Annotated in this window: 14 protein-coding genes, 1 tRNA gene and 2 pseudogenes; 8 read left to right on the top strand and 9 right to left on the bottom strand. The window is 49.3% G+C overall.

The genetic code is table 11. The features are described 5' to 3' along the window. Positions 1–13: 13 nt before the first annotated feature. Positions 14–601 (bottom strand): BON domain-containing protein, encoded by a 588-nt coding sequence (locus AOV_RS00565; protein WP_075138712.1) that lies wholly within the window; start codon positions 599–601, stop codon positions 14–16. Positions 602–1,029: 428 nt separating this feature from the next. On the opposite strand from AOV_RS00565, the gene aspS reads away from it, so the two are divergent. The 8 genes and pseudogenes from aspS to AOV_RS00515 all read left to right on the top strand — a co-directional run bounded on the left by aspS (position 1,030) and on the right by AOV_RS00515 (position 10,800). After that, positions 1,030–2,805 (top strand): aspartate--tRNA ligase, encoded by a 1,776-nt coding sequence (gene aspS, locus AOV_RS00555; RefSeq protein ID WP_075138710.1) that lies wholly within the window; start codon positions 1,030–1,032, stop codon positions 2,803–2,805. A gap of 193 nt (positions 2,806–2,998) precedes the next feature. Further along, positions 2,999–3,622: an HAD family hydrolase gene (locus tag AOV_RS00550; RefSeq protein ID WP_075138709.1), complete on the top strand. Its 624-nt coding sequence runs from the start codon at positions 2,999–3,001 to the stop codon at positions 3,620–3,622. A 2-nt stretch (positions 3,623–3,624) separates the two neighbouring features. Beyond that, on the top strand, positions 3,625–4,137 hold the full coding sequence (locus tag AOV_RS00545; protein ID WP_075138708.1) for an RDD family protein: 513 nt from the start codon (positions 3,625–3,627) through the stop codon (positions 4,135–4,137). Between the two features lie 263 nt (positions 4,138–4,400). After that, the gene (gene ppdK / locus AOV_RS00540; RefSeq protein WP_075138707.1) at positions 4,401–7,061 is read left to right on the top strand and encodes a pyruvate, phosphate dikinase; all 2,661 of its coding nucleotides are present in this window, start codon (positions 4,401–4,403) and stop codon (positions 7,059–7,061) included. Positions 7,062–7,416: 355 nt separating this feature from the next. After that, on the top strand, positions 7,417–8,940 hold the full coding sequence (locus AOV_RS00530) for a proton-conducting transporter transmembrane domain-containing protein (RefSeq protein WP_075138705.1): 1,524 nt from the start codon (positions 7,417–7,419) through the stop codon (positions 8,938–8,940). Between the two features lie 34 nt (positions 8,941–8,974). Next, positions 8,975–9,268: pseudogene (locus tag AOV_RS00525) on the top strand (hypothetical protein); the annotation flags it as partial. Between the two features lie 130 nt (positions 9,269–9,398). After that, the gene (locus AOV_RS00520; RefSeq protein WP_458693045.1) at positions 9,399–9,929 is read left to right on the top strand and encodes a c-type cytochrome; all 531 of its coding nucleotides are present in this window, start codon (positions 9,399–9,401) and stop codon (positions 9,927–9,929) included. Between the two features lie 130 nt (positions 9,930–10,059). Then, positions 10,060–10,800: an alpha/beta hydrolase gene (locus tag AOV_RS00515; RefSeq protein ID WP_075138703.1), complete on the top strand. Its 741-nt coding sequence runs from the start codon at positions 10,060–10,062 to the stop codon at positions 10,798–10,800. A 96-nt stretch (positions 10,801–10,896) separates the two neighbouring features. On the opposite strand, the pseudogene AOV_RS00510 reads toward AOV_RS00515, so the two are convergent. The 8 genes and pseudogenes from AOV_RS00510 to gmk all read right to left on the bottom strand — a co-directional run. Then, positions 10,897–11,116: pseudogene (locus tag AOV_RS00510) on the bottom strand (succinate--CoA ligase subunit alpha); the annotation flags it as partial. A 124-nt stretch (positions 11,117–11,240) separates the two neighbouring features. Then, positions 11,241–12,863: a hypothetical protein gene (locus tag AOV_RS00505; RefSeq protein ID WP_075138702.1), complete on the bottom strand. Its 1,623-nt coding sequence runs from the start codon at positions 12,861–12,863 to the stop codon at positions 11,241–11,243. Between the two features lie 144 nt (positions 12,864–13,007). Further along, a complete protein-coding gene (locus AOV_RS00500) occupies positions 13,008–13,331 on the bottom strand; it encodes a hypothetical protein (protein ID WP_147314689.1) in 324 nt (107 codons plus the stop codon). Between the two features lie 73 nt (positions 13,332–13,404). Next, entirely contained in the window at positions 13,405–15,696 is a 2,292-nt protein-coding gene (locus AOV_RS00495) for a hypothetical protein (RefSeq protein ID WP_117374374.1), read from the bottom strand. Between the two features lie 419 nt (positions 15,697–16,115). Next, positions 16,116–16,191, bottom strand: a tRNA-Val gene (locus AOV_RS00490). Positions 16,192–16,217: 26 nt separating this feature from the next. Then, the gene (locus AOV_RS00485; protein ID WP_075138699.1) at positions 16,218–17,117 is read right to left on the bottom strand and encodes a bifunctional 5,10-methylenetetrahydrofolate dehydrogenase/5,10-methenyltetrahydrofolate cyclohydrolase; all 900 of its coding nucleotides are present in this window, start codon (positions 17,115–17,117) and stop codon (positions 16,218–16,220) included. Between the two features lie 145 nt (positions 17,118–17,262). Beyond that, a complete protein-coding gene (locus AOV_RS00480; RefSeq protein WP_233497176.1) occupies positions 17,263–18,354 on the bottom strand; it encodes a polysaccharide deacetylase family protein in 1,092 nt (363 codons plus the stop codon). 142 nt (positions 18,355–18,496) lie between these two features. Next, positions 18,497–19,099: a guanylate kinase gene (gene gmk / locus AOV_RS00475; protein ID WP_075139430.1), complete on the bottom strand. Its 603-nt coding sequence runs from the start codon at positions 19,097–19,099 to the stop codon at positions 18,497–18,499. Positions 19,100–19,315: the final 216 nt, after the last annotated feature.

Here is a 19,315-nt window from a genome sequence, read left to right as displayed (position 1 = left end):
AACGCCTAACCTTTTAGCGACGCAATTTGCTGTGCTTCAGCCTGACGTAACTTATCACCTGTTTCACGCCCTTTACTCTTTTACTGATTCCGATGACGGAGTTTAGTTCTTTCTGACTTTGGGCTATACCCATTAGGTACACAACCCCACCAACGGTGTTGATGCTGTAATTGACTGACTTAATCCCCGCGTGGGCCACCATACGAGCTTTTATCTGCGCACTGATAGCGCTATCTATTGCAACCTCTCTGAGCGTCACTTCATCCTTGTCTACCGCAATCTCGTTGACGACCTCCTTAACCTCGCTCTGTTGCCACGCTACCCTCTCAGCCTTCAACCTCTTGTCAGGAGAATCAACAGTGCCCGTCAGCAATACTCTACCCTCACTAACACGGACGGCAATAGAGGAGAACATGCCCTGTTGGAACAACTCTTTATTGATCTTGATCAATATTGCGGCATCATCGATAACATCACCGACGGAGCGCTCCTGAAGCGCTACCACAGCCCCAGTTACCACGGCAAGGCCGGCAACCATAAGACTACAACCAGTCTGGGTACTTATCAAAAGTACCGCCAGTAGCAAGGCCCTGCACCTCATTCCACAATCTACTTTGAGCAACTAAACGCATGATGGACGACTTATAAATAAATCAGAGCCGCATGTAAATATAAATCATACCCATAAGCGAGTAGGTATCGCTTATTAAGCGAAACATCAGCACGACACAACCCCATCCATAGGCGCGAATTTATGCAACCGGGCTACAACTAATTTAACGCCTAAAAACCGTAATAAATTTGTGGGGCGCCATACTAAACAACAGAACCCAATGCTGTCTGAATTGGAACAAGACTGGCCCACCATGAGCGCTTACCAATACCCTAGGCATTGCTAAAACTCCAATACCCTCAGATACTTGGCTTGTAGGCAAGTTGGTACCGTAAATTGCTAGGGCACTAACTTTTTCATAGCCTTCCATGAGATTGTAGTAAAGAATATGCTTATCTTCCGGTAATACGGCACATATGAACATATACAGAACTCACGTATGCAATGAACTGGGTGTGACTCATGTAGGAAACGAGGTAGCCCTCTCAGGATGGGTGTACAGAAAGCGCGACCACGGAGGGCTTTTATTTGTTGACCTCAGAGATTTTTATGGGATCACCCAGCTAATTTTCAATGAGTATGAAAACCCAGAATTGTTTAACCGCATGGTCGCTGTAGGGCTTGAGAGCGTCATTACAGTAAAGGGCATTGTGGCAGAGAGGAGTGAGGATAATGTCAACACATCAATAGAAACTGGGCGTGTGGAGGTCAAGGTTAGCACCCTAACCGTGGTTTCAGAAGCAGCCCCCCTACCACTACACGTACCTACTAGTTTTAGTTATCCGGAAGACATAAGGCTGCAGCACAGATTTTTAGATCTGAGGTGTGACAAAGTAAAAAACAACATACTGCTAAGATCGATGGTTGTGTCAGAGCTTAGAAGGGCTATGGAGGGACTGGGGTTCATTGAGGTGCACACCCCCATATTGACCTCATCTTCCCCGGAAGGTGCAAGAGACTATATTGTTCCAAGCAGGACCCACGCCGGTAAGTTTTATGCTCTGCCGCAGGCCCCACAGATCTTCAAGCAACTTCTCATGGTAGGTGGGTTTGATAAGTACTTCCAAATTGCACCTTGCTTCCGCGATGAGGATTCTAGAGCAGACAGATCACCCGGGGAGTTTTATCAGCTAGATATGGAAATGTCTTTCGTTACCCAGGAAGATGTCTTCGCAGCGATTGAGCCTGTGCTGTATGGTCTGTTCGTCAAATTTGCCGGCAACAAAAAAGTTGACAGGCAGTTCCCGAGAATTACTTACCGCGATTCTGTGATACGTTACGGGTCAGACAAACCAGACCTTAGAAACCCAATAGTAATTTCTGATGTGACTGAAATCTTTCGCAATTCTGGATTCAGGACATTTCAGGCCGGAGTTGCGGCCGGCGAAGTTGTCAGGGCAATTCCTGCCCCCAACACCTCCGGAAAGCCAAGAAGCTTTTTTGATGACAAAATAGAACGAGCAAAGGAGTTAGGCGCACGCGGCCTAGGCTACATAACATACGAAGCAGATGGAGCCGCCAAGGGTCCTATAGCTAAGTTTCTGAGCGAAGGCGAACTTGCACGCATAAGATCCACAGCGGGAGTTGACAATGGGGACAGCGTGTTTTTCATGTCAGACACAGCTGACAAGGCCGCGGATTTCGCGGGAAAGATTAGGGAATTATTGGGGCTTGAACTAGGCCTGATTGAGCATGACACTTTCAAGTTCTGTTGGGTGGTAGACTTCCCATACTTTAAGTGTGAAGACGGGAAATTAGACTTCTGCCACAATCCATTCTCCATGCCACAAGGGGAAATGGAAGCACTCGAGCAGCAAAATCCTCTAGACATAATCGCCTACCAATACGACATTGTGTGTAATGGCATTGAAATATCAAGTGGGGCAATTCGTAATCATAGGCTCGACGTAATGTATAAAGCATTCTCCATGGTTGGTTATGACGAGCAGGCAGTAAACTCTAAATTTGGGGCTCTGGTGCGCGCATTCAAGTTCGGAGCACCGCCGCACGGAGGGCTAGCCCCCGGAATCGATAGAATAGTAATGTTGCTGGCCGATGCTCCCAACATCAGGGAGGTGATATGTTTCCCGCTCAACCAAACGGGCGAAGATCTACTAATGGGCGCCCCGTCTGAGGTGAGCCCTGCTCACTTACAGGAGCTCTCAATAGCCCTAAATATAAAACGCAAATAGCCCCATGTGGGCTGCGTGGCCGCCACTGCCTCGGTAATCATGCCTAGATGCGTGGCAGCTCCTTCAGCAAAGTGGTCCATACAACATTATGAGGTTGTCATGTAGCTCACAAAAACGTAAAGTACTGGCTCCGTTGGTTTAACCGAGTTTTAACTACGGCATTGTTGAATGTGTGTGAACAAAGGGATTGTCTATGCGTCCTCCAGTAGCGGTAATTTTTGACTGGTGTAACACTTTGGTGACAAGTAGTGCACTAGACTACGAAACGGTAGACAAGGTTCTAAAGCACATGGGTCGCAGCGATATAGACCTTTCTTCCGTGGATCCAAGTACGGTAGACAAGTACCTAGCGCGTTCCTTGGCCTCCAGATGGGAAGAAGCCTCAGCCCTGTATACGGAGTTTGCCGAAAAATCCACGAGGGTCAGGAAGCTCGTCCCCAGCAGTAACGTGCTGGAATTACTGGAGCTTTTGTACGACAACGGAATCAGTATGGGCATAGTGAGCAACAAAAACGGGCCGTCACTTCGTGAGGAGGTGCAGACCACGGGGTTGTCAAAGTATTTTTCCGTGATTATAGGCTCCGGTGACACCCCGGAAAACAAGCCTTCTCCCAAACCTATAATTGCGGCACTTGAAACCTTGGACGTGACTCCCAGCGAGCAGGTGTTTTTTGTGGGAGACAGCATTTCAGATGTGGCAAGTGCAAGGAGTGCAAAGTGTCTTCCCATAGTGTATGGCAGTACCAAAGTTGATGGTGTGTTGTCATTCCAAAGCTTCGCCGACCTCTGCAAGTTTGTTAGGGGTTTACTGAATTAGATATGAAAAAGCTTGAGCTTGCCAGCATACCGAAAAGAATCTTGGCTAATATCATAGATATGGCGCTGGTATCTTGCCCCGCATACTTGATATCCTCTATCACGCATGGTCATAGCTACGCACTATTTCTGATTTTCCTGGTGATAACATGTTGTTACCACACATACATGTACATGTCCCCACTGAAGGCATCTGTAGGACAAAAAATTTTGGGAATTTTTATTGCAGCGCGTGACGGCACTGTGGCAAAAACAGGCGTAATATTCAACAGGACGATATCGCAGTTTCTGTGCCCAACTGTAGCTATTTTATTGTTACAATCACTGGATGTGGTTGACTCTGGAGCGGCTATTTTGAGCATGCTGTTTCTCTTCCAGGCCGCAGTGTTGCTGTTTTGGTCTTACTGGTATGCAATTGCTTTATTCTCAAAAAAGCAGCAGACACTGCACGATAAAATCTACAACACTGTAGTACTGGCAAAAAGGCCCAAAGCCCCTGGAACAACACCACACTAAGGCTGCGCCCTGGCATGCGCACAGGGAAGAACAATACAAGCCCGGTCGAGCTACGCTGCAGTACATGGTAGTACACAAATTCCGTGCGACCGTAAAGAAGAGGGTGAATTGTTCACCTGCACAAACCACCGGATACACAGAACGCACCCTGTATGGCTTGAGCTTGCGTAGTTGCACTGCTGAATGTTAAGCCTTATTATCCTACGGTAGGGGCACACAGTGTCGCGTCCTTATCCCATCTTCTCGGAATCTGGTAAGAGCGTATGAGTGAAATGTTGATTTACCACTTCAGCAAAAGCAAGTGCGATGGCGGCTCGCATTTGGCGAACTTGCTTGGCAACAAGGGGGCGGGTTTGGCTGAAATGTGCAGAATTGGCATCAACGTTCCTCCTGGTTTTACGATCCCAACATCGGTATGTGGGTACTATCACAAACACGGGAAACTTCCTGAAGGTCTGTCCCAGCAATTGCAGAAAGCCCTGCAACATTTGGGCAACGAAATATCACTGGAATTTGGTAATCCTGACCGCCCGCTTCTAGTGTCTGTCCGTTCAGGCAGCGTCCGGTCCATGCCCGGCATGATGGACACCGTACTAAACGTGGGGATAAATGACGAAATTTTGGAAGGGTTGAAGCGGACTCATTCGGAAAGGTTCGCGTATGACAGCTATAGAAGGCTGATACAAATGTACGCCACAACAGTAATGCAGATGAGCAACCACTGGTTTGAGGAAGAGTACGACAGGAAATGCAGGGAACTGTCTCTGCTGCCGGGTGAACTAATTACTGACGTCTCAGCATTGCTAGAATTGGTCACAGAATTTAAGAGCTTGGTGCTTAAACACGGAGGCGCGGAATTTCCCCAAAATGTACATGAACAGCTATACAGCGCCGTCGGAGCGGTTTTCAGGTCTTGGATGAACAATAGAGCAGTTGCCTACAGAAAAGTGTGTGGCATTCCATCCGAAAGTGGCACTGCAGTTAATGTGCAGTCTATGGTATTTGGCAACATTAGCCAAAATTCCGCAACCGGCGTGGTATTCACAAGAAACCCCTCCACAGGCGCTAAGGAGATTTTTGGAGAGTTTCTCATAAACGCACAAGGGGAGGATGTAGTATCTGGTAACAAAGATCCGGCCCCAATAAGCCTCATGGAGCGGGTTATGCCGCGCGTCTATGGAGAGCTAGTTGAAGTGTGCCACAGGTTAGAACAATCCTACAAAGATATGCAAGATGTCGAATTCACCGTACAGGACGGCAAGCTTTGGATTTTGCAGACAAGAGCAGGCAAGCGCAGCGCGCAGGCTGCTGTGCATCTTGCTGTTGCTATGGTCAAGGAGGGGTTAATTTCAAGAGAAGAAGCTATAAACAGGGTGGACCACACCACACTGAGCGGGTTATTACACCCAGTATTAGACGGTGGGTCTGACAATGCCGTGGTCTGCAGGGGGTTGCCTGCGTCTCCGGGGGCTGCGTCCGGATGCGTTGCTTTTACATCAAGTGATGCCGAGTCACTGAAAAAGCAGGGGAAGAACGTGATACTGGTACGGCAAGAGACCAGCCCAGAAGACATAGGCGGCATGAGCAGCTCCGTAGGCATACTTACATTGAGAGGTGGAATGACATCTCACGCTGCGGTTGTAGCCCGGGGCATGGGAAAGCCCTGCATTTGTGGAACAAGTGGCCTCTTTATCGATAAGAGCGGAGAGTTTTTCTACAATGGGGAAGGATTAAAGGTCGCCCAGGGGGAAAGCATCACAATAAACGGCAGCACCGGAGAGGTGATGTTAGGTACAGTCAAAACCGTAACACCGCAACTTCCTGAAAGTTTTAGTGAGCTGATGAGTTGGGTGGATGAGGTCAGAACCATAGGGGTGATGGCAAATGCGGATACTCCGGAAGATATGAAAACTGCGAAACAATTCGGGGCCGATGGCGTTGGGTTGTGCAGGACGGAGCACATGTTCTTCTCTGATGGGAGAATCGCAACCGTACAGGAAATGATAGTAGCAAGCGACAAGCAAGAACGGGATGCTGCACTTGCAAAGATAGAGACCATGCAAAAACACGACTTTAAGGAGATGTTCGCATGCATGCAAGGCAAACAAATCACCATAAGGCTGCTGGACCCTCCGTTACATGAATTTTTGCCCACTAGCCGCGAAGTTTTGGAGGACATCGCAAAGAGAATCGGTAAACCTCTGGAACACGTACGTAACAGGGTATCCGCATTGTCTGAGAAAAACCCCATGCTAGGCCATAGAGGCTGCAGGTTGGCGATCTCCTATCCAGAAATCTACGAAATGCAGGCACGGGCAATTTTTCAGGCTGCGCGAGAACTGCGTGAGGAAGGGGGCACAGAAGTTGTGCCAGAAATTATGGTACCATTTGTGATGGACGAGGGAGAAATAACCGCGGTGGGTGATCTGGTGAGGCGTGTCGCTGAGCAATTCAACAATGCACAATATAGTATCGGGGTTATGATTGAGCTCCCCAGGGCTGCATTGCTTGCCGACAGATTGGCAAAACATGTGCAGTTTTTCAGCTTCGGCACGAATGACCTAACACAAACAACTCTGGGTATGTCTCGGGATGACTCATCAAAGTTCGTCGAACATTACACAAGCGCGGGCATACTGCGTTCTGACCCTTTTGAGTTGCTGGATGAACAGGGAGTGGGCAAATTGATAGAGATCACCATGAAGCTTACGCGGGAATCCGGCGCAAAAATTAAAACTGGAATGTGTGGGGAGCATGGTGGAACCCTAGAAGCAATGCAGCTGTGCACCAAACTGGGCATCAATTACGTATCCTGCTCTCCCTATAAGGTACCCGTGGCAAAGCTTCTAGCCGCTAAGTGCGCGATTGCTTGCAAGCAGCTGACATCGTCTGGCGGGGCAGTCACCCAAAGTGAAGCTTCATGAATGTGGTTTTATAGAGCAGATTACAGATCGGCAACACCAATAGGCATCAAGCCACCCACCTTTTACGCCATACAGACCTGCCAAACACAACTGAACCGCAGCCTGTGCATTACTGCGGCTACACCCGTAATTCACTGACATAATGCGTGCATGTATGCAAAACTCCGGTGCAAAGGTGGCACGTGCCAGTTGTGCGTGGTACACCCTGAATTACAAGCTTACACACCAGAAGGTGACATGAAACGGTGCAAGGCCTCCCCCATGGCAATTTATCTTCCACGGACGTAAAGGTAAAGTGTTTTACTTTCGGGTGTTTTGTTGCTATTAATTGTGGCCTACGTGCTGTGGATTAGTGATGACTAAGCTTCTGTGCAGTGTGGACGCTTTGCTGCTTAGTGCGGTATTGCTGCCGTTTGCATCAGCGGCGCTGATCTTGGCACTTCGCAATGTGCGCCGCGCTCATGAAGTTTTAACTCTAGCATCTTCATGCACGTTGGTGCCGATCTTATACCGCATATACGTGCTTTGTGCCGGCAGCAAGGGTGGCGCGGTTCTGCGTTATGAGATGACGTCATCACTGTGTATTGCTCTGCAACCAGAAGCGCTTGGCATAATGTTCGCCCTCATGGTTTCGCTACTGTGGCTCATAACCAACGTCTATACAATATGCTACATGAACAAAACAGACTCAAAAAACGCATGCCATCATCCGGTTTTTTATGCCTGTTTTGCAGCAAGCATCGGCTGCACTTTATGCGTGGCTTTTTCTGGTAACATAGCTACCCTGTTTATTGCATATGAAATGCTTACCGCATGCACTTATCCCCTAATCATACACGGGCTGAGCGCAAGTTCCATAGCTGGAGGCAGGTTCTACCTAAAAACATTGCTATGCACCTCCATGCTGTTTTTCCTACCTGCAGTAATAATGATTTATGGGTTGAACGGGGCCGCGGGGCTATTCGGCACTGCAAGTTTCATATCTGAAACACACCCGGCCTTCCTACCAATTTTGCTCATCCTGCTGTGCTATGGGGTCACCAAGGCTGCAATTGTACCAGCACACGTGTGGCTGCCCGAAGCTATGGTGGCCCCCACTCCGGTGAGTGCACTACTGCACGCAGTGGCTGTGGTTAAGTCTGGAGTGTTTACGATTATTAAGATTACAGTATACGTACTTGGCGTACGTGGGATGGGCGAATACTACGCCACAGTGAGTGAAACCATATACAACTGCAACGTCCTGATGTACTTATCTGCCGCAACTATAATTGTAGGTTCTATCATGGCAATGCGACAAAGTAACTTAAAAAAGTTACTGGCGTACTCGACAGTTTCGCAGCTCTCCTACATAACGTTGGCAGTCTCCATGTATACCGACGGGGCAATCAGGGCAGCTGTTTTGCAGATGGTGTGCCACGCCTTTGCTAAGATTACATTGTTCTTTTCCGCAGGTGCAATATACGCAGTCACGGGTAAGACTAGCGTCAAAGAAATTAATGGCATAGGGCGCGCAATGCCCCTCACCATCGCGGCATTTTGCATCGGAGCTCTGGCGATGATAGGGGTGCCACCAGCCTCAACTTTCTGGGGAAAGTTCTCAATTCTATCAGAAGCAATGGGCAATGGGCACATTATGGTAGTCCTCACAATGGTTGCAAGCACCTTGCTCAACACCTTGTATTTTGTCCCAATAATATACAGGGCGTTCTTTATCAAACCTTCGGCGAAAAGCGGAAGCAGCCAAAAGGAGGCTCCCGTGCCAATGCTAGCAGCTATGATGGCTACGTCCGCATGCACGATCACACTATTTTTACACCCCAACATTGTTTTCGGAGTATTGGATCGTATCGGGCTTGCGGTTACGTTCCCCAAATAACAGCGTCCTGCGCTAGTCACTCAAGTGGGGTGATGCGGTTGATGAGATCAAAGAACTTCAAACTGCCATCAACCGTGGTGGTACTCCAACTCCCAGCACTGAGCCATGGGCTCCTGATGGTGTAGGTAGCAAGAACTTCTACGATAAACTAGACAGTATAGCGCATAAGATTGCAGAAGCAGCTAAGAGCACCTGGGAAGGCCTGGGCATTACTGGTGTATTCATAGGTCATGTAGCTAAGCTAGCTGGTACAGTATCTATATGCACAGCGCATGGACTTCAAACTGCCATCAACCGTGGTGGTACTCCAACTCCCAGCACCGCATAAGCTAAGTATAAATTCAGCTGTTAGTGCGCCCAAACGCAAATTGACATTGATTGCGTCCGGAATTTTATGTATTGACTGGATTGCATGATTGAACTAGCTTTCTTGAGTTGGGTTTATTGGTAAGTTGGGCGTGGGTAGCTTCGGGTTCAATAGAGTTGCCACTGCCATCTTGTTGGCGTCCTTCATCATATTACTAGTAAGCAATGTAGTTGATCTGCTCTATAACCCCGACGAAGACCAGCCTAGAGGGTATAGCGTAGATGTTGCCAGTAGGCAGCCCACCGCCACGGAGGCAGGAGCGGGTGATGCTCAGCAAGATGTAGATTTAGCATCTCTAATGTCGAGCGCCAGCCCAGATAGGGGGAGGAGCGTATCCAAAAAGTGCGTTGCGTGCCACACTTTTGACAAAGGCGGACCCAACAGAGTGGGCCCCAACTTGTGGGGAATTATAGGTGCAAAAAAGTGCAATACCCCGGGGTTTACATACTCTAAGGCATTGTCTAGCAAACAGGGAAACTGGAGCGAGGAGGAGTTATTTAAGTTCCTTAAAAACCCGCAAAGCTATGCTAGCGGCACCCGCATGTCCTTCGTGGGTATTTCAAAACCTCAAGATATAGCAGACTTGCTTGCATACATGAAACAACTTGAACAGGGTGGGTAGTAAACCCGCACGTTCGCAGACGTCAAAACTTCTGCACTAGGGGCGGCGCATTCTTCAGACAGGGGCTGTTTCGGATTGCGAAACACCGCCAGTTCTCATACAATGCTCAGTGCAATCGTGTGTTGGGGCTATGGTGGGTGAGATAAAGCGGCTCAAGTTAGGCAATTCCAGTTACGTATCATACATGCAGACTACAGCTCGGAGTCCTGTGTCCGTCATATTTTTTGGGGGCTTTATGTCCGATATGCACGGCACGAAGGCACAGCATTTGTTCGGACACTGCGAATCTCGTGGAGTGCATTGCACAATTTTCGATTATCTTGGCCATGGTAGCTCGAGCGGCGAGTTCCAAGAATGCACAATGAGCGACTGGTACGCTAGCTGCGTGAGCGTGGTTGAATCCTTAACCAACGCGCCTTTGGTTATAGTGGGCTCCAGCATGGGAGGGTGGCTCATGCTGCTAACCGCTTTATCTCATGGCAAAAGAGTACGTGGGCTCATCGGCATGGCTCCCGCACCAGATTTTACGGAATCATTGGATTTGAGCGAGTCGCAGCACTCGGAGGTAATGCGCACGGGTAAGACCGTAAAAAATACGGAAAACTGCAGTTATGTAATCACCAAAAAGCTTATAGATGATGGCAAAACCCATCTACTTATGAACAAGCACGAGATTGCGATAGAGTGCCCCATGGTGCTAATACACGGCATGGACGACACAGTGGTGCCTTATCAGGTTTCTCTATCAATAGCAAATAAAGTAAAGTCTAGGGATGTGCGTGTACATCTAACGAAGAGCGGCACTCACCATCTCACGGATGAGTATTCGCTCAGTTTGATGCTCAAAGCGGTGCATGATCTTATGCAGTAAACATGCCGGCCTGGCCTTGAAAGATGCAGCAAGAAGCTCAATTAAGCATCCCAGCAGTGAGGTGATGCGGTTGATGTGATCAATGGGGTTGTGTGGCTACGAACTACGCTTTCCCATGACATCCAGAACAGTTTTACCTATTACTGCCGGAGTTTCTGCCACAGCAACCCCAGCGCGCTTCATGAACTTTACCCTTGGCTGTACCCGAGCTTCCAGAGGATATGGCACCGGCGTGCCCCATACGTTTGCCTGGAGGAGCAGTCTGCCCGGCAACAAAGCCGACTACAGGCTTTTTTGTGCCTGAAGATTGGAGAAACTCTACTTAAATAGACTTATTGGTGTAGGAGCTACACGGAGTTTGGTTGTGCAGAAAAACCCCGTAATGGGATGTCGCACAAAGTTTGAAGTTTTGCTGGTATTTTTAGAGAGTAGCTGCGCTGTTATCTGGAACGCGCGCTTTGTTGCTGCTGCACCGCGGGCTGCTGCTCAGCCACATTGGGCTGCTGATTTGAAGCTGTAGCCACCACATCTGCAAATGCCTTCACAGCACTTTTCAATTCAGGCTTCTGCGCTACCTGCTCGCTAACATCCTGCCGCTGTTTAGGACTGGCAGTGGTGGACAGGCCGCTCACGTCTACGGTAACGCTTTGTTGTTGTTCGTCGAATTTGATACCTGCAGCTTCCAGCTTCGCTTTAACCTCGGATGTACGCTCCGCAAGTGGATCAGTTTTCCCCTGCTCTACACCTTTCTTCGCACCCTTGCCAGTATCACCGGTACGGAGCTGGGCCATGATGTTGTCTACAGCACTTGTGACTTGATCGGGCAGGGGCCCCACGGGTCTATCAAAAAGCTTTACTACTGCTTTTACAACCTCCCTAATCGTTTGCAGTACACGTTGAAAGAGGTTGGGTGACTCCTTCCCGCTATTTGCGCGCACCTCTGCTTCTTTCTCGATAGTTTTCTCCCGCTCCATGATGGCCTGCTTGATGTCATCATTGACCGTAACGCCGCGGCTCTCCAGAGCATTTACAGATGCTTCATAGTTGTGCTGAGTTATTTTAGCTCTGAACTCCGCATCCCGTTGTGCGCGTTGCTTCGCCCTTTCCGCATGCTTACGATCCACCTGCTCGCGCACGGTGTCCATCACCCTCTCCATATCCTTGATGAAGACGTTACGTATCATCTCCTTTTGTTGATCGTATCGCGTCTGGGAGGGTTTCGGAGGTACATCAGGCTTCGCAATTGGCGCATGAAAATCAAATTCCTGCGGATCAAGACCCGCTTTTATATGCGCAACAAGCTTCTCCTCAGCACGCAACAGCATCCAAGGAGTTGCCTTTTCAGGCTCAGGAAACATCTGCGCCATGACTTTCGGGTACTGGTCAGCACCTGGCAGCCCCTTTATGCTACCCGGAGTGGGGAAGAAGAACTCGGCTTTACTCGGATCCGTTGTCGCGGGATCATCCCGTAACGCGGGACGCTGTGCTTTGGTGCTCCACGAAGAAACTTTCTTGTGGCTCTCTTTCACCTGTTTCGCAAACTCCTGGGCCGCATCGGAGCTCGGGTTGAGTGCAGCTTGCATCAGGCGCTGCATGAGTCCTTGCTTATCTTGATCGGTAAACTCCCTGCCCTTACTGAAAGCTTCCCGCTGCAACATTTTTTGATGTGACAGTACTTGGTTTTCATCGATGCCCAGGGCATCCATCCCACTATGGTACCTGTCCATGTAATCGCGAGTACGTTTTTCCGCGAATCGCATTATGCTATCATCGGGGGCTTGCGCCCCCTCCGCTTTCTGCGGCTTCGCATGCCCAGTTAGACGACGTGCAGCCTGCTCGCCGCTGAAGGAGAGATCGACACCAGCCTCCTCTAACTTGGCTGCAACTTCGTCATAGCTCGCGGAATGGTTTGTGCTTGTTTTGCCTGAAGCAGTAGAATCCGGCTGCTTTCCCCGGCTTGTTGGCGCTGAGGAAGCGAGTACTCCTTTCCCTGCAGAATTTGCAGCACTCCGCATGTCCTGATTCATCGCTGCACCGGACCGGACCTTTTTTTCAGACGACATGTTCTAACCCAGAGAATCTTCAAAAATTAGGAGGGCAAAAACCCTCACCTTTGTGGGGGAGACAACAATCCAGGTTAGCAGCCCGCCCCCAGTACGGTTGTCAACTTAGGGAGAAGGGAGAATCCTACCCCAATCCCCTGGCACTTATACAGCAGGACCCCCACGTGTAGCCCCCTGCACATAAACCCCTAAACATCCAGACATCGGACGAATATACGTAGACGGCGCGATGCTACAATTGATATCATCAACACTTGCAAAGAACGTATTTACCCACTCGTCAAGGCGGGCAGCGGCGGCACACAAAGCCTCTCTTCCTGCTGCATCGGTCTTAGAAGAAGCGCGGGCTGTGTGGCTTTCCGACTCACAGTGATAACGACGCGGGACATGACTCTTTACTGCCGAAGACACAGCAGAATTGGCAGAGCTGCTTATTGCTACCAGACCCTCTGTTTTTCTACATGACATATCCATACCGAGTCTGTTAGATCGGGGGTGGGGGATACAAAAATCCCCCACCCCAAACATAAGGACAATAAGACTACCTACTCCATCCACCGGACTGCTGTTGTTGTCCTTGAGCAATCTGGGTTTCTGCTTGATTGAGGGAGGATATCTGTCCAGCCTCATTCACAGCACTAGCAAGGCCTGCAGCTGCCTCCTGGAGGGTATTTTGATCGATACCTGCTGCACCTTTGGTTTGCTGTGCCTCCTGGAGGGTATTTTGATCGATACCTGCTGCACCTTTGGTTTGCTGTGCCTGTTCAGTTGAGCAGGCTTTTACTGTAGCACCTATTAGTGTCTCTGCAGTAACGTTGTTATCATTTGCTGCCTTGCTCATGGCCTCATCTACAGCTTTGCAGTCTGCAGCTGGTGCGGACAACAGGTCTTTCACACTTTGGCTGACTTGTTGTTCACCAATAGCTTGACCTATGGTTACTACACCATGTGCTAGGCGACTTGCTACGGAAGATATGCCACTAACTACTGAGTCTACGAGGTCCTTAGCTGACTTAGCAGGTTCTTGTGGTGCAAAGGACTTCACATACTGATTCATCTCTTCTTGGGATATGGCACCTGCATCTCTAAGCTTGGTAAATATTTGAGTAGCTTCATCAATCGCCTTGTTTACCTGTTGGGTACGTTCAGCCTTGACATCACCACCCATGGCCATGGCATATGCTTCACCGATTTGTTGAACTTGTGCCTGGTATTCTGCCTTTCCTTGCGCACGTGTCTCAGCTGCTTGTTTGATGGCATCATATGCTTGGCCAGGTAATGCAGCTGCTGCCTTTAGTGCATTCCCTGCTTTGGTTACAGCTTCCTTCAATGCGTTGTAAGCATCTTCACATGCTTTGAGTACACCTTCACCTACCCTTTCGTGCTTTAGGTATTCATCACTTGCGGCTCCATGATCCGTCTTAGCCTGCTCAACAAGTTTTTGGACAGCATCCTTTATGCCACTATACACGGCTTCCGTGCTCTTGAGCACCATGTCAAGGGTATCCTTGGTGAGGCCTTGCTTCATGATGGAGACTGCTAATACCCCACAATGGGTTATGGCATCACCAACTGCTTTGAAGGCGGTTACGATGGCTTGGTCAGTCTCCAGACCTTGGGTACTTAGGCCATCAAGCAATGCATCAACTGGTGCGAAGGCGTGCTTGATAGCTGCAGCACATGTTGTGAGTTTGCCAGATACTGATGATACAAACTCTGAGGCCATGATGTCTCTGGCCGACTGCTCTATGTTGTCTTTGATAAACTTCTCAAACTTCTCGCATAACTCTGATGCTTTACCATCCACATCCATCGTAAGCATCAGAGTTGTAACAGGGAATCCTGCCACAGCTCCTAGCATGAATGCTGTGCATATAGATACTGTACCAGCTAGCTTAGCTACATGACCTATGAATACACCAGTCATGCCCAGGCCTTCCCAGGTGCTCTTAGCTGCTTCTGCAATCTTATGCGCTATACTGTCTAGTTTAGCGTAGAAGGTATTGCTACCTACACCATCAGGAGCCCATGGCTCAGTGCTGGGAGTTGGAGTACCACCAAGGTTGATGGCAGTTTGAAGTCCTTTGATCTCATCAACCGCATTACCCCACTTGAGAGATGCCTCATTGAGCTTTTTGCTGCACTTTTCAAGGCCAGTGCTGGCAAATGCACCCATAGCTCCTTGCCGAATTTCACCAATACCCCAAGAGGCATAACTTAGACCTTTTTGACACATTGATGAACCCAGTCCAGATAGTTCCAAACCTTCTTTAACTAGGTCAACATCCTTCTGTTCTACCCCTTCTGCAACCTTAGCCTGGCCTTCCCCAACCATGTGCATACCACGGCTGAGCATGTCTACGCTTTCGTCAACGGTGCGCTTGAATCCTGCTAGGCCATAGACTGCTGCCCTGCTGAATTCTTGCTTGTTACTATCATTGACCTGTATATCGTTAGTATCTATTGCAGGGAAAGCATCGGCAAATGGTATGTCACTAATGTTTGCGGGTGTGTATGCCCCCCCCTTGATGTATGGCCCCTTGCCGGTAACTAGCTGTCCAAAGGCCCTTAACTGTTCTATTGCCCTTGCACCCAGTCCAGCTGCATCAGTCTTCTGGTTGTATTTGTTATCCACACCACCAACTGCACTGGCCTTGTCTGATAGCTGTCGAGCTAGTTCTTGCAAGCTATCAATATGGGTCTTGGTAGCGCTAAGTCTGTTATCAGCACCTCTCACAAAGTTGGATAGCTTGGTTAGTTCCCCGAACTTGTTCGCGAATGCAACCTTAATGGCATTTACTGCTTGTTGCTGCTTGTCATCTTCAAGTGGCATATCCCCTACCTCTAGGTTTAATGTTAATAATTCGGCGCCTCCAACACACCATCTACCTAGTGTTGCGGGGGCTTTGTTCTATCAATTCTGCTTGATTGGTGATTCTCACCTCGCTGGTTGCCGTAACGCGGCAGTATGCCCGCACTAGCCGTCCACAGTAGGCGGAGCGCCTCCGCGCGCACAGGGTCCGAAGACCCGTGCGTAGAACGGGGCTCAAGCTCGTGAAGAGTGTAACGGTAATTCTATTAACTTAATATGAACTTCAAAGCTGCCAGAAATGGTTTACGTGCAACTTTGGCTACATACTAAAGCGCACAAAGAGCTCTGCCAGCCCGCCTTCGTGTGTTGAAGGCGTGCGATCGGGGACCGGACCACAAAGATGGAAAATTTAACCCCCTGAGTAACAATGAGTTGGAACATGGTGGGCAGTAACAGACTCGAACTGCTGACTTCCTCGGTGTAAACGAGGCGCTCTACCAACTGAGCTAACCGCCCCACAAGATGCTAAACCATAACAACAACTACTGCAACAGAGAACTTCGTATGTTTTCGTGATCGATACCACATTGCTTGCAGGCACCTAGCACCGTGTTTACTAGAAGAAACGCTATTGTCATCGGCCCTACCCCTCCGGGGACTGGGGTTACCAAACATGGAACATCCTGCAAACCTTCGAACTCAACATCTCCGACAAATCTATTTTTCTGCCCCTCCTCTACAAGGTTTATTCCAACATCTATAACTATTGCCCCGGGCTTGATCCAAGAGGCTTTAATGAAGCATGCCTTGCCTACAGCTGCCACAATTATGTCTGCCCTCAGGCAATGCTCTTCAATATTAAGGCTGGCAGAATGTAGTACGGTCACCGTACAATTCTCGTAGAGGAGCAGCAATGCAACCGGCTTTCCTACTATATTTGAGCGCCCCACAACCACCGCGTTGCTACCGGCCAAATCTTGTTTTACGGTTTTGATCAGATGTATACACCCCTGCGGGGTACATGGGATCATACAGTCTAGCTGACCAGTAGCCAGCTTTCCCGCGTTGGAGTTATGAAACCCATCAACATCTTTCTCGGGACTTATAGCATTAATCACGAGTTCTTTATTTATATGCTTTGGTAAAGGCAGCTGCACCAGAATGCCGTGCACAGCTGCGTCTCCGTTGAGCTCATCAATAATGCGCAGTAGCTCCTCCTGGGAGGTGTTATACTCAAGGGCAATTGTACGGGACTGCAACCCAAGTTCTTCGGCTTTGCGCTGTTTGTTGCCTACGTACAGTTTACTCGCCGGATCATCCCCAACAATAACAACCACCAGGTGTGGCACTATTCCATGCTCCACCCTAAGCCGATCAACAGATACACGCAATCTATCTAGCAGACCCCGCGCGACTAGTTTACCGTCTATTATTTCACGCACTAAACCCCCTAGAAACCGTAAAAACAGGCATGGGGGCCAGGAAATCAGAAAACTGCACTAGACGCACCTCATTACCCAACACCAACGTACCCGAGACAAGCACCACAAGCAGATTGTCCCACCAATAGTAGCCTCCAATGGCGGGCTACCCACCGCCCCTAGGCACAGACCCACTGGGGGGCGGATGCGCGGTGCCATAACGTACATACCGATTGTCGAGGAAGACATTATCCCCAGAATGTCTGAAGTAGCCTTCAGTATGAACATTTGGGCTCCCCATGTCAAGCAGCTCTGTAACCGTGGCAAAACTATATCCCTCCTTTTGCAAAAAACCCACGATTACCTCAAGATTTTCCAGCGTGTACGGGGGAACCGAAGTTGCATGCATTAGCAAAATCGACCCCCTGCGTATGCCCATGCCAGACACAAATTTATCTGAGATCCGCTCCCACTCGGGCACAACTATATTCCACTGTATAACTCTGACCCCAATTTTGTGCAGAAGGTCAAGATTCGCGTCAGCCACCCTGCCGTAAGGAAGCCTAAACAAGCTAAGGCTCTTGGGAATTTTTTCGAACTCCTCACGCGATATGCCGTCATGCAATCGCGCACCAATGGCGTCTCTAAGTATCTCATACTGCCTTTCAGTGCACATAACTTGTTCGGTCGCATCTTTCACAGGCAATAGTGCAAAATTTCCGTGGGTCCACGCGTGGTTGCCTATTTCAAACAAAGGGTCCGCGATGAGCTGCATCGCCCTCTCCTGATGAGTCTTCATCCACTTCCCACCGAGAAATAGCGTAGCGGGGATACCACGTTGCCTGAGAAAATCGATCACTCTGCCATCATAGCCAGCAGTTTTGGTGGAAAGTTCACAAAAATCGAACGTCAGAGCCACAACTTTCCCTACATCAGGGCGCAGCGAGACAGACCTAATATTCCCCCGCTTGCCATTGGCCCCCCATTGGGCCCAAAGCGGCGTACATCCACCGTCCGGTAGCGTTAGATCTGGCTGATGGTAACCAGACACCTTGCCTTCCCCTTCCGTACCATGAAGCTGCACGTCCGTCCAGATAGCATCCATCACAACCCGGGAGCCAAACTTGCTATTATAGCTGACATCTCGTGCGTGCGCGGCACCACACATCGGGAGGACGGCAGTAAATATCACAAAAATGACCGGCAGTACTATTGACTTACTACTGACCGGAAACACGCCACAGCACGCACGAACCACACGGGCAACTACAACCGCCATACCCCTATCAACTTCTGATTGTTATCACCTTGTAGCACAACCTCCCAAGGGTCGCAACGCATATCTCAGCGCAGCGTTCGCTGACGCGGCACAGAACCGCAGCCAACTTTGCAACCTACACTTACAACGAGAAGCTGCCATCTATGAGCTTTTTCAGCCCTGACTGCCTAGACGCCCTCATGCTTTCCGCGCCGATGATGCAACTTATCTTACGCGCGGTTTCCTCAGCACTTTCATTGACTATGACATAATCGTAACGGTAGCAGTGGCTAATCTCGAATGGAGCGCTTGCAAGCCTCTCCCTGGCAACATCATCACCGCCGCTCCGGTTGTGCAGGCGGCGCCTAAGTTCGTCCATGGAAGGAGGGACTATGAAAACACTTACCACTAACTCTTTCATCACCTCCATTAGCCTGAAGGCCCCCTGCCAGTCGATCACGAATAATATATTTTTCCCACTACTGACGTTTTCTTCCACAAACTTCCGCGGTATGCCGTAGTAATTTCCGAAAACTTTTGCGTGTTCTAGCATCTCACCAGATTTGCACAGCAGTAGAAACTCCGTTTCACTGAGGAAAAAGTAATCTCTACCGTCAACTTCACCCTTTCTCGGGGCCCTCGTGGTTGCAGATACTGAGCGTATTACGTTATTGTCACTGTTTTTGATGACCAGATCGGACACGGTGGTTTTGCCGCACCCAGAGGGTGAAGAGATCACCAACATTATACCCTCACTTGTCAACTTGAGACCCACGATACCCCTGAAACTCCCATGCCTGCTAGGGTTCACTTATATCATTAACGTGCTCTAACTTTCAACCAAAATAAACGCAAGCGCACCTTATGTGACAACGCAGCGGGCGTCGCCATTTGCTGAAAATATGTTAACCATCCCGCAAGAGTAGGCCTCCTCCGGTCAACCAATTGAATTGCATATCGC

Origin of the sequence: Anaplasma ovis str. Haibei, assembly GCF_002214625.1 — a bacterium.
GTDB classification, from domain to species: domain Bacteria; phylum Pseudomonadota; class Alphaproteobacteria; order Rickettsiales; family Anaplasmataceae; genus Anaplasma; species Anaplasma ovis.
The sequence above is the reverse complement of the archived record's forward strand: the minus strand, read 5'-3'. Positions and strand labels throughout refer to the sequence as shown.